The 13610-nt window shown below is 34.9% G+C and carries 6 protein-coding genes; all 6 read left to right on the top strand.

Annotation, left to right across the window (positions count from 1 at the left end):
- Positions 1 to 97: 97 nt before the first annotated feature.
- Positions 98 to 1825 (top strand): sodium:solute symporter family transporter, encoded by a 1728-nt coding sequence (locus CQ046_RS07750; protein WP_105701707.1) that lies wholly within the window; start codon positions 98 to 100, stop codon positions 1823 to 1825.
- A 256-nt stretch (positions 1826 to 2081) separates the two neighbouring features.
- A complete protein-coding gene (locus tag CQ046_RS07745; RefSeq protein WP_105701706.1) occupies positions 2082 to 3965 on the top strand; it encodes a beta-galactosidase in 1884 nt (627 codons plus the stop codon).
- Positions 3966 to 3984: 19 nt separating this feature from the next.
- On the top strand, positions 3985 to 5034 hold the full coding sequence (locus CQ046_RS07740; RefSeq protein WP_105701705.1) for a UDP-glucose--hexose-1-phosphate uridylyltransferase: 1050 nt from the start codon (positions 3985 to 3987) through the stop codon (positions 5032 to 5034).
- Positions 5035 to 5084: 50 nt separating this feature from the next.
- The gene (locus tag CQ046_RS07735) at positions 5085 to 6368 is read left to right on the top strand and encodes a galactokinase (RefSeq protein ID WP_105701704.1); all 1284 of its coding nucleotides are present in this window, start codon (positions 5085 to 5087) and stop codon (positions 6366 to 6368) included.
- Between the two features lie 4 nt (positions 6369 to 6372).
- The gene (locus tag CQ046_RS07730; protein ID WP_105701703.1) at positions 6373 to 7455 is read left to right on the top strand and encodes an aldose epimerase family protein; all 1083 of its coding nucleotides are present in this window, start codon (positions 6373 to 6375) and stop codon (positions 7453 to 7455) included.
- Positions 7456 to 8845: 1390 nt separating this feature from the next.
- Complete coding sequence (locus CQ046_RS07725) at positions 8846 to 13522, top strand: hypothetical protein (protein WP_228406903.1); 4677 nt, start codon at positions 8846 to 8848, stop codon at positions 13520 to 13522.
- The last annotated feature ends 88 nt before the right edge of the window (positions 13523 to 13610 follow it).

Raw genomic sequence — 13610 nt, 5'->3', positions numbered from 1 at the left:
TTTGTTATGAGCGCTAAACTGTTGAATACTTTAGAGTATGTAAAATTACTGAAAAGTATAAAAATTTATGAAAAATTTACTATAAAAATTTTTAAGCGTGGGAAAACTATCGACATTTGATTTGGTTATATTTCTAATTTATTTTTTGGTTGTAACAGGATATGGCTTATGGATATACAAGCGAAAAAAATCAAAAACTACAGGAAGTAAAGATTATTTTCTTGCAGAAGGCTCATTGACATGGTGGGCAATTGGAGCGAGTTTGATTGCATCTAATATTTCGGCAGAGCAATTTATTGGAATGAGTGGGGAAGGCTTCTTCATAGGAGTAGCTGTTGCCGTGTACGAATGGCTGGCTGCCATTGCACTTATAATTATTGCAGTGTGGTTTATTCCTATTTATCTCAAAAATAAGATTTATACGATGCCCCAGTTTTTGGAAACACGATATAATAAATCTGTTTCTCTTATTATGGCTGTTTTTTGGCTGTTTTTGTATGTAATTGTTAATCTTACTTCCATTCTTTATTTAGGAGCTGTAGCTATCGATTCATTGCTGGGTGGAGGCCATCTGCATATCATTATGGTTGCACTTTTACTAATGGCTTTATTTATTGGATTGGGTGGAATGAAAGTCATTGGCTACACGGATGTTATTCAGGTAACCGTTCTTATTATTGGTGGTTTTGCTACAGTTTATATGGCATTACAGGTTGTAGATCAAAGAATTAATGGTGCTGCTATTGGAAATGCTCTAACAGGTTTAGATACCCTTTTGAAAGAAGCTCCGGAACATTTCAAACTCATTCTGAATAAACCACAAACTACAACAACTACTTTATCAATGCCAGAAAATTTAGCAGCACAGAAATATATAGCTTTGCCAGGTTTAGCAATGTATTTTGCCGGACAATGGATTGTACAGCTTAATTATTGGGGGTGTAACCAATACATTACCCAAAGAGCATTAGGAGCAGATTTAAAAACAGCAAGAACGGGAATTCTATTTGCAGGATTTTTAAAACTTTTTATGCCTGTAATTGTTGTGCTTCCCGGTATTGCTGCTTATGTACTTTATACAAAAGGTTATTTGTCAAATTTTAATGGGGCAAAAGATAGTGCTTATTCTGCAATGCTGGGATTGCTTCCATCTGGACTTAAAGGTCTTGCAGTAGCTGCTTTAACAGCCGCAATAGTAGCATCACTTGCCGGAAAAGTAAACAGTATATCCACAATTTTTACTTTAGATATTTATAAAAAATATTTAAAAACCAACACATCTGAAATACAAATGGTAAGAACAGGACGTTGGGCAATTATAGTGGCGATGTTGATTGCTTTGGTATTTACATGGACAGATATTTTGGGAATCGGTGGAGAAGGCGGTTTCACATTTATACAAAAATATACGGGTTTTATTAGTCCCGGTGTATTTGCTATGTTTATTTTAGGAATGTTTTGGAAAAGAACCACCGGAACTGCCGCTATAGTTGGGGTTATTCTTGGTTTTTTATTATCTATATTCTTTAACAGCTTTGCCGTTGAACTATTTGGAAAAGAAACATGGATTTATACAGCATTCACCTATGAAAAATTGGAAAATGGGGTAGTGAAAACCATTACAGAAATTCCTTTCCTTATCAATATGGGTTGGTCATTTTTTATTACTGTAGCTGTAATGGTTCTCTTAAGTATTTTTGGACCCAAAGTAAATCCAAAAGCTTTTGCCATAGACAAAAATATGTTCAAAGTGGACAATAGAACATTATTCCTGATAGTCACTGTTTTATTGCTTCTGGCTGCTATTTATGTTCGTTTTTGGTAATAGAAATAATTTTGAGTTTTGCATTTGAAAAAAATGAGAAATTGTAATTTTTTGAAAAAAAATTATTCCATATACCCATTATTTGTGAAAGCTTGTTTGTTATTTTTTTAGCAGTTGTTGGGTAAGAGCTTATTAAAATATTTCCAAATTTTTAAACTGGTGGTAAATCTGTAAAAACCGGTAGGAACTAGTGTGATAGTATTGGGTAATTTTATAAATTTATTTTACTAACTAAACTAGATCTATAATACATACTATGAAACTTATTAAAAATATAATTTTAGCCCTGTCCTTAGTAGGTGCAAATTCGATAAATGCACAGCAGAAACCTATTAAATATGAATCTTTCAAAATCGAAGATGGAGAATTTAAATTTAACGGACAGGCAGTTAAATTGCATTCAGGTGAGATTCATTACGCTAGAATTCCTCATGAGTATTGGAGACATCGCTTAAAAATGGTTAAAGCCATGGGGCTAAATACAATAGCTACTTATGTATTTTGGAATTATCATGAAATAGCTCCCGGAAAATGGGATTTTCAAACCGGGAATCGAAACTTATCCGAATTTTTAAAAATAGCAAAAGAAGAAGGCTTAATGGTCATTCTTCGTCCGGGACCTTATGTATGTGCAGAATGGGAATTCGGTGGTTATCCTTGGTTTTTGCAAAACGACAAGGATATGAAAATCAGAGAATACAATATTCCTTTTTTAAATTCAACAAAAGCATATTTCACAGAACTTTACAAGGTGGTAAAACCTTATCTGATTGTTAACGGAGGTCCTATTGTTATGGTGCAGGGAGAAAATGAATTTGGATCTTTTGTTGCTCAAAGAGAAGATATTAAGTTGGAAGATCATAAAAAATACAGTTCATCTGTGTTCGATCAATTAAAAGAAGTTGGCTTCAAAGGAATGGAGTTTTTTACTTCAGATGGAGACTGGTTATTTGAAGGAGGTGCTTTGCCTGGCGCTTTGCCAACTGCAAATGGAGACGAAGATCCAGAAAATATTAAAAAAGAAGTCAAGAAATTTCATAATGGAGAAGGACCTTTTATGGTAGCAGAATACTATCCCGGATGGTTAGATCATTGGGCAGAACCTTTCCCTCGTAAAGCTGCGGAAAGAGTAAAAAGCCACATTGAAAAATTCATGAATAATGATATTTCTTTTAATATTTACATGGTACATGGAGGAACTAACTTTGGGTTTAGCTCTGGAGCTAATTACGATAAAACTCATGATATACAGCCGAGTATGACCAGTTATGATTATGATGCTCCCATTACTGAAGCAGGCTGGGAAACCGAAAAGTATTTGAAATTAAGAGAATTGTTAAAAACTCCCTCTACGCCCCCTATTCCTGCAAAAATTCCAGTTATTCAGATTCAGGGTATTAAATTGTCTCAGGCAATTGATTTAGAAAATGTAAAAAATAATGTAAGACCTGTAATTAATGACAATCCTTTAACTTTTGAGCAATTAAATCAAGGGCATGGCTATGTTTGGTACAGCAAAAATTTTAATCAGCCCATTAAAGGAACTTTAAAACTTGATGGATTAAGAGATTATGCAATTGTTTATGTGAATGGAGAAAAAGTTGGAGAGCTTAATCGTTACTATAAAAAATATGAATGTGAAGTTAATATACCCTTCAATGGAAAACTAGACATTCTGGTAGAAAACATGGGAAGAATTAACTATGGAGCTGCTATTAATAAGAACACAAAAGGAATTATTTCTCCTGTATTTATTAATGACCGAAAAATAACAGGAGATTGGGAAATGTACGGGCTTCCTTTTGAAAAGGCTCCGGTAATTGATGCCAAACAAAAATCTGATTTAAAAGAGAATAGACCAACCATCTACAAAGGAAATTTTAATGTATCCAAAGTGGGAGACACTTTCTTAGATATGCGACCTTTTGGGAAGGGAATTGTATTTGTTAACGGTATTAATTTAGGAAGATATTGGTCAGTAGGGCCACAGCAGACATTGTATTTACCAGGATGCTATTTAAAAAAGGATAATAATGAGATTATAATTATTGAACAGAAAAATAATAAAATTAATAAAGAATTAAACACATTATCCGAACCTATTTTGGACAAGTTAATCCCTGAAAACGGGTCAAACTGATATAAATAATAAACTCAATATGAGTAATTCATTTAACAGTAAAAATCATCCACATAGAAGATATAATCCTTTATTGGATGAATGGGTTTTAGTATCACCACAAAGAGCAAAACGGCCATGGCAAGGACAACAGGAAGAACCATTAACAAGCGTTCAAAATCAGTATGACCCCGAATGCTATTTATGTTCGGGAAACTCAAGAATTAACGGAGTCCAAAACCCCCAGTATGAAGGTGTATATGTATTCGATAATGATTTTGGAGCTTTATTGAGTGAAGGAGTATCCTTCGATAAAACCGAGGATGAATTATTTAAAATTGAACCCGAAAGAGGAATTAACCGGGTAATTTGCTTTTCACACGACCATTCATTGACTCTTCCTGAAATGTCTGTAGAAGCCATTACAAAGGTGGTGTCTGTTTGGAAAGAAGAATATCAGAATCTGGGAGAACTGGATTACATTAATCATGTTCAGATTTTTGAAAATAAAGGGGCAGTTATGGGGTGTAGTAATCCCCATCCTCACGGGCAGATTTGGGCACAATCATCCATTCCTTCTCAGGTGGCTAGAACACAGCAAAATTTGAAGGACTATTATGGTAAACATGGAACGACCCTTCTGTCTGATTATCTTCAAAGAGAAATAGAAATTAATGAGCGAATTATACTGGAAAATAAAGCTTTTGTGGCTTTGGTTCCATTTTGGGCAACCTGGCCATTTGAAACAATAATTATCAGTAAAAAGCCTTTTAAAAGCTTATTGGATTTTTCACAGGAAGATCAAGCTTTATTGGCTCAAATATTGAAAGATTTAACTACGAAATACGATAATATTTTCTCCGTTTCTTTCCCTTATTCTGCTGGAATACATCAGGCCCCTACAGATTCAGAATCCCATGAAGAATGGCATTTTCATATGCATTTTTATCCTCCTTTGCTTCGCTCTGCGAGTGTTAAGAAATTTATGGTGGGATACGAAATGTTAGCAGAAGCCCAAAGAGATATTACTCCGGAACAAAGCGCAGAAATTCTTAAAAAAAGTTCAATAGTTCATTATAAAAATAAATAAAATAGCTCTTCATAAAAAAATAGGCTGTTTTATAAATTAGATACAAATAAATGTCAAATATTAAATATATTGATTCTTTAGTTAAAGACGGTGAAGTCCCTTTTTTTAGAGAATTATATGGGCGAAATTCAGAATTATTACGCCAGCAGGCAATCCGATATACCAAAACATTAACTCGTTTCAAAGAAGTTTTTGGTGATAAAGAGGTTTCTGTTTTTAGTTCGCCGGGACGAACCGAAATAGGAGGCAATCATACAGACCATAATCATGGTCGTGTATTAGCGGGCGCAGTAAATCTGGATAATATTGCCATTGCTGCAAAAAATAATTCAGATATAATTCGGATTGAATCTTCAGGTTATCAAACATTTGAAGTCGATTTAAATCATCTTATTCCCAACGAAAATGAATTTTCAACTCCAAATGCTCTTATCCGGGGAATTAATGCCCGATTAAATGAATTGGGATATGAAATAGGAGGGTTTGATGCCGTAATTGACGGATGTGTTCCTAAAGGTTCCGGATTAAGTTCGTCAGCATCATTTGAGGTATTAATTGGAGTAATCGTTAGTCATTTATTTAATGAAGGCAAATTAGATCCTATATTAAATGCTCGTATAGGACAATATGCAGAAAATGTTTTCTTTGGAAAACCTTGTGGATTAATGGATCAGGTCGCTTGTTCGGTAGGAGGATTGGTTACCATTGATTTTGCTGATGTAAAAAATCCTATTGTTAAAAAAGTAGATTTTGATTTTGAATCTACAGGCTTTTCTTTAGTCATTACAGATACCCGAGGGGATCATACCAATCTGAATAATGAATATGCTGTTTTACCTAAAGAGATGAAAGAAGTTGCAGCCCATTTAGGATGTAGTGTGCTGAGAGAAACTACTCTGGAAAAGGTAATGGATATTGCACCTTCTATCCGTCAGAAAGTAGGAGACCGGGCTATTTTAAGAGCCATTCATTTTGAATGCGAAAATGACCGGGTAGTAGATGAAGTAACAGCATTAGAGAAGAATGATTTCAAAAAATTTTTACAATTGGTAATAGATTCAGGACATAGTTCGTATATGTACAATCAAAATGTTTATGTATCAAGTAATATAAAAGAACAAGCCGTTTCATTGGGATTGGCGTATAGCGAAGTCGTATTAAAAGGAGCTGGAGCCTGGCGTGTGCATGGGGGAGGATTTGCTGGAACAATACAAGCCTTTGTTCCTGAAGATTTGCTTGAAAGATACACTACCACTTTAAATCATTTATTTGGTGCTGGTTCTTGTCATCCTTTATTTATCCGACAAAAGGGAGCTGTTAAATTAGACTTTTAAAATAATGGGTATCATCAATGAAGTGGCTTTTAATACAGTTCACAACAATCAAAAAGTACAATTATTTACGCTGAAAAATAAGAATGGGATGATTGTGCAGATGACTAATTATGGTGCAATCATAGTGAGTATTAATGTTAAAGATAAGGAGGGGAAATTGGACGATGTGGTACAGGGATATGATACAGCACAAGAATATATTGATAATAATAAACTCTATCAAGGAGCTATTTGTGGTAGATATGCTAATCGTATTAAAAAAGGAAAATTTACATTAAACAGAAAAGAATACTCATTAGCAGTGAACGATGGAAGTAATCATTTGCATGGTGGTTGGATTGGTTTTGACAAAAAAATATGGGATGTTAAAGAGTCTTCTGCTTCGAAAGTGACTTTTCAATACACTTCTCCTGACGGGGAAGAGGGGTATCCGGGTACAGTAACTGTAACAGTAACCTATTCTATTAGTGAAAATAATGAATTACGATTAGATTATTCAGGGACAACAGATCAGGAAACCATACTCAATCTGGTGAACCATTCTTATTTTAATTTGGCGGGAGAAGGTAGTGGAACAATAAATAACCACCAATTGCAGATCGAGGCTGATTTTTATACTCCTCTTACAAAAAGCTATGAACCTACAGGTGAGATTTTAACAGTAAAAAGTACCCCGTTTGATTTTACCTCTTTAACATATATAGGAGACAGAATTAATATTGATCACGATCAGCTTGCTATTGGGAACGGATATGATCATAATTTTGTTTTAAAACATCGTATACATAGTTTAGAGTTAGCAGCTATCGTTATAGAGCCTCAATCCGGTAGAAAAATGGAAGTATTTACCACAATGCCGGGCTTGCAATTATATACTGCCAATTGGATACAAAATGAAAAAGGAAAAGAGGATCACATATACCAGGAAAGAGAGGCGTTTTGCTTAGAAACACAAAATTTTCCCGATGCAATTAACCAATCTCATTTTCCATCACCAATCCTGACTCCTAAAAATGGGTATAAACATTCAACTATTTACAAATTCTCAATTATTGACAATAAAATTGGATTCGATAATCAAAAATAAAAATAGTTAATAAAGTTTTTGAGGATTAGCTTTATACTAACACTTTCCATTGATATATGACAAAAAATAACCCTTCAAATTGTGAAATTTGAAGGGTTTGTTAGAAATTGTTAAATTTCTAGTGGTTTCTCCAGGAATATATTTTATTCTTTATTATCCTTTTATAAATAAGGATTTTAGGATTTTTAATTTACTAGGTAACCGATTATTCCACCTTGGGAAATAGGACAAAATTTGTTCAAATTGCTTCAAAACAAAAATATAAATTTTCTTTATAGTGAGCAAATTTTGATTGTGCTATAATGACTCATTGAGTATTTTCATAACCTGCTTTTGAAGATTTAAACTTCTTCAATACTGATAAACCCAATAGAAAAATTATTATATTCAATCTGAGATGTTGTCCTAGATATTTATCATTCAAAACTAAATAAATACAATAAGTTTCAAAAATGATAACCAAAAGGATTAAGCTAAAAAAAATGTATACAATGAAGCTTTTGTTTCCTTGCCTCAAGAACAAAATGATAAAAAATAGATATAACAATATGCTTATTAGCTGAGATTTGAAAACGGTTTCTTCCGAACTAGCAATGGCTATATCAATAATAGAGAAACGCTTACTAATAACAAAGTCATACAAAAAAAATATTGTTTTTTGTAGATATATTTATTCCTACATAAATAGAGGTCAAGAATCCTGCTATTAATATTATTGCTGCTATAATTTTCTTTTGATCCATTTCTGTTTTTTTTATTCACCCCGGATATTCTAAGAATTTTCTGATTTGATAGAAAAATCTTTCAATCAGTCTATTATCGTGGAGATGATTTTTTAATCCTTTATCAAAAGTAAGATTTTTGTTGCTTTCAACAATGTCATTCCTTAAAGAAGTAATTCTCTAGTTTAATCGTTTTTACCCTTCGATTATTTTATACTTTATATCAAATTATCGGGAAAAGAATTTCTCCAAAGCCTGTTTTCAGTAAAATTAATTTTTATCTTTGCATAAACATTTAATAATGAATTATATGTACTAAATAAGACAAGGCAAACTTGGCGGTAGCCCATAGTGATAATAGTTGCAGATAGTGATTAGTACTTACTTCAAAGTTCCCATAAGGAGTGGTATATGATCAGTATCCGTTAAATTACGGTATGAATATGGGGAAAATACCTATAACATAACCTGCTGTTTTATTTATTTTTAGCAACTCAAGTAAAAAGTTTTTTCTAGAATTAATAATGGTATCATCATTGGTATTGTTAGCCAATCATAGTGCATACAATAACAATCGTTACGAATGGTTTTCTGTTAATAATGCTTGAAATCTTTCACATTGTTGTTTGCGTAAAAAAACATATGATTTTGTAAAAATAGTACAATTGATGAAGAATATTTATTTTCTTTTAATACTTTCCGTATATATGCTTATGGGCTGCAATAATGTTTTTGCTGCTCATAAAGACTCCCTTCAGTATACTATAAAGGATAAGAGCCGTTTTTCTATTCCGGAACTTTATTCCGATCATTTTATAAATAATTCGGATAACGATCCTGAAACCGATGCTGAGATAGGTAAGGCGATTGGAGCTTTCAATACGATTGAAGCCAATGGCCATTTTACCAATACCATAAATCCCAATGATCTTACGGAATTACCGATTGGGCTTAAAGAAAATGTATCCAACGTAGAATACGGAATCGTTGTTACCAAAGCTAAATTCACTCCTGAGTATGCCTTAATTAATGTATATGCCCGTGTAGTAACTCCACAGCAAGGAGCAGAAGGCGGAAAAAAAACGCTGTTTTTTGGGGCGGAAGATGTTAAGCTTTCTTATAATGGAAAGATTATAGGAGATGCCAAGCTATCCTTGCTTGGCGATATCAATATGCCCTTTAATCAGAACCAGTGGATGCTTACCCTTGAAGGAGGAAGGATTAATAAGCTTAACGGAGGAAGTGTCAATGATAATACTTATGTAATCATTGATTGTGACGGCATAAAAGAGTTATCCTTAAAAGGAAATGTCCAAATATCAAGAAATGTTCTGGTTCCTTTGGACAGCAATGGAAGTGTTTTACCTGAGTTTGGCAGTAACGGACAAACTAACCGGGTTCGTGGAGATTTTGCATTTAAAGCCACAGACTGGAATGATATTTTGGTAAAAGTAAGTATTACACCATTTGCCATTACCTCTCAAATTAAAAATCAGGATAAAGGGTATTTTTCATTCTTTGTAAATAATGCTGTTTTGGATTTGAGTGATTTACGGACTGATCCAAGTGTGATGTTCCCCCAGTATTATAATACGCACGGATATTTAATAGGAGGTACGGAATCATGGCGGGGACTGTATGTTCAGACTTTAAATATAGGACTGCCCCAGGAATTTAAAACAGAAGACCATATTGACAGCAGGGTTTCTTTTGAAGCGAATAATCTTCTGATCGATTCTTATGGTGTATCAGGAAATTTTGCGGCCAATAATTTATTCCCCATTGACAGAGGAGTAACCAATAAAGAAAACGCATGGAGATATTCTCTGGATAAAATTGGAATTGATTTAGCTGCCTCTAAAATTGTAGGAGCAAACCTGGAAGGAGCAGTTCAGCTTCCTATTCAGAAGAATAATAATCAGAATAATACGATCCCAAAGTATTTAGGATACAGGGGAATGATAACGGAAGAGGAATATTTAATTTCTGTTACGACATTTGATGATATTAACTTTGATATCTGGAGTGCCAAGGCAACCATTGCCGCAGGTTCAACCATAGAGATGCGGGTGAAAAACCGTGAGTTTTTACCCAAAGCCATTCTTAATGGCAGTCTTGCCATCGGAGCCAACGCTTCCGCTGATGACAATGATCCTAATGAAAAGAAAGATGCTGATTTTAAAGGGGTGAAATTTCAGGGGTTGACCCTTCAAACAAAAGCGCCTTACATCACAGCACAATATTTTGGTGTTGAAGGTGAGCAAAAATTAGCCAATTTTCCGGCAAGTATCAGCGATATTGTTGTTATAGCTGATGGCTCACAGGCCAGCTTAGGCTTTTCTGTAACTGTTGGTCTGCAGGAAGAACGTTTTTCCGCTACGGGTGGAATGATGATAAGAGGTCTTATTACTAACGAAAATAATAAGCAAAGATGGAAATACGATGGTTTTAATTTAACCAAACTAGGACTTAGGAATGTCGATATCGGTGTAGCAATTGTTTCCGGTGAATTTCAGATTATGCGTAAAGACCCCTTGTACGGTAATGGCTTTACAGCACATCTTAATGCAAAGATCAAAGGAATTAAAGGAATAGAAGTTGACGTTAATGCCACTTATGGATATAGCACCTTTAGATATTGGGGATTTGAAGGTTCCGTCAAGGGCCTTAAGATCCAGGCAACCGCTTTAACGATTACAGGATTTACAGGCGGAGCATTTTATCACATGGTTCCGGATAGAGATATGTCTTTAAATCCTGCATATGCCAATAAAGCATTGGTTTTAAAACCAGATAATACAATAGGATTGGCACTAAGAGCCGGAATTTATGGTTCAGTAGCCAGTGACAAAGCAGTGAGTATTATGGCCGGTTTTAATATTTCTACTAATCCGAATGGTGGTTTGGCCAATATTGGATTTATTGGAGAAGCTGTTGTGATGGCTGATATTTCCAAATTAGTTCCCGGTGATCCTTTAGCAGGAGTAAAAGATAAGTTCAAAGAAATGACAGGAAAACCTGGATTCCTGAATGATCTGAAAAATAACAGTCATGTAAATTCTTTCCTTGATACCAAAGCTGTTGACGAGCAATATCCTGTAACTGAAAAAGTGGAAGGTGCAATTTATGCGAAGCTGGCTATGAATTACGATTTCAACAATAGCGTTTTTCATGCTAGTCTTGATGTTTTTGTAGATATTGCTCACGGAATTATTAAAGGTATCGGTCCCAATGGAAGAGCTGGTTGGGCTGTGATTCACGTTGCTCCTGATGAATGGTATATGCATATTGGGACACCAACTGATATGATCGGGTTAAAAGTTGGTCTGGGAAGTTTCTATCTTCAGTCCGGAAGTTACTTTATGGTAGGAACCCGTATTCCGGGAAGTCCGCCACCACCTCCGGAAGTTGCAGAGATTTTAGGACTTCAGCTGAATGACCTAGATTATATGAACAGCCTAAATGCGTTAGGAGACGGTAAAGGATTTGCATTTGGAACTCATCTGAAGTTTGATACCGGAGATATGACCGCTTTGTTCCTTTACGCCCGTTTCCAGGCAGGTTTAGGAACAGATATTATGCTGAAAAATTATGGTGAAGCTAAATGTTCAAACCGCGGCGGAGAGCAGATCGGGATCAACGGATGGTATGCCAACGGACAGGCTTATGTGTATTTACAGGGTGAGCTTGGAATTAAAATAAAACTGTGGTTCATCAAAAAGAAAATTCCGATTATCAAGGCCGGAGTTGCTTCTTTATTACAGGCAAAAGGGCCTAATCCTTACTGGGTACGAGGGTATCTTGGAGGGTATTATAATCTGCTTGGAGGTATGATCAAAGGAAGATTTAGATTCAAGATGGAATTTGGAGAAGAATGTGTACTGGAAAACTCATCCGTTCTTGGAGGTATGAAAATCATTTCTGACCTTACTCCTAAAAAAGATGAAACAGATGTAGACGTATTTGCTATTCCGCAGGCAACTTTTGCTGTACGGGTTAATGAGCCTATTGTCATTCCTGAGGACGATGGGGATCATACATATAAGGTTGTTGTCGATAAGATGACCATCATCGATGACCAAGGTAAAGAAATTAAAGGAGTCATAGAATATGCTAATTCTAAGGATGTAGCCAACTTTGTTTCTGAAGATATTCTTCCTCCAAACAAAACCCTGAAAGCAATTGCGCAGGTAAGCTTTATGGAGAAAAAGAACGGAATGTATGAAGTGGTGATGGCAGACAGCCAAAAAGCAATTGAGATCGAAGAAAGAATCTTTACCACTGGATCAGCACCAAATGTTATTCCTTTAAGCAATATCAAATATGCCTATCCGGTTCCTGAACAGGAAAATTATTACACCGGAGAAACCAATACCGGTTATATAAAACTGAAGCGTGGACAGGATTATTTATTTGATGATCCTAACTGGAACACCGTAACCGCTTTTGCTGCTGAATCGCCAACGGAAAGTAATTTCTCTTATAATACCAATGATAATACGGTCAACTTCAATACCCCTAATCTCGGTAAACAGAAAGACTACACATTTGCGTTAATTGCCAAAAATAAAAACGGAAATACTACTTCAACAGGAAATGATACGGTTGAAGAAACGGTAAAAACAGAAGAAAATACAGACGACTCTGCTGTATCCGTAACGACGGAAGTGAAGAAAGCGCAAAGTCTTTCCAAAGATGGAGAGATCGAAAGGCTGGCTTTTACTTTCAGAACAAGTAAGTACAATACATTTGAGAACAAGCTGTCTTCATTGAATTTTAATCCGTTGTGGATCAAGCTAAGTTCTGATGTGGTTACCCTTCAGAATAACATGAATGCTGATGAATACTTTGATGCCACTGAAATTTCCGGCTCGAAATATACAGATAATAAGCCTCTTATTGACCTTACAGCATTAATGGATGATTCCTTTGCTAATAAGTTTAAAGGATTGATTTACAACAATTATCCGATTGATGAGCTAACATTAAACAGAGCTGAAAGTGAAGATGATTTTGCCGGAATTCCACCGGTAAAAGCGTTCCCTGTCTTTACTTCATATATGCAGTATTTAGGAAGCGATAAAGGAAACGGATTCTTAAAACAGACGTTCCCATTCAAATATGATTTATTCAGCTATTATAAGTCCGACTGGTATGAGCTGATTTCAAAAGCTGCATCTAAATATGTAGGGTCTCCGGCTAACGTAAGACCAGCCGTGATTAATGCCTTGCTGGAATCAACCTATGGGATTATCCCTGAAACCAGATACAATGTGAAAGCTAAATATACGCTGCCGGGGAATAAGCAGGGAACAGAAAAACAGATTAACTATGAATTTAAATAAGTAAATAAAATTACTTATTCACTCAAAAACAACAAATACGAACACCGAAAGATGACTAAGAGTTATTGTAAACCATATAAAAATAATC

This window comes from Chryseobacterium sp. MYb7, from assembly GCF_002979455.1.
Taxonomy (GTDB): domain Bacteria; phylum Bacteroidota; class Bacteroidia; order Flavobacteriales; family Weeksellaceae; genus Chryseobacterium.
Note: the sequence above shows the minus strand (reverse complement) of the source record. Positions and strands in the feature narration are given on the sequence as shown.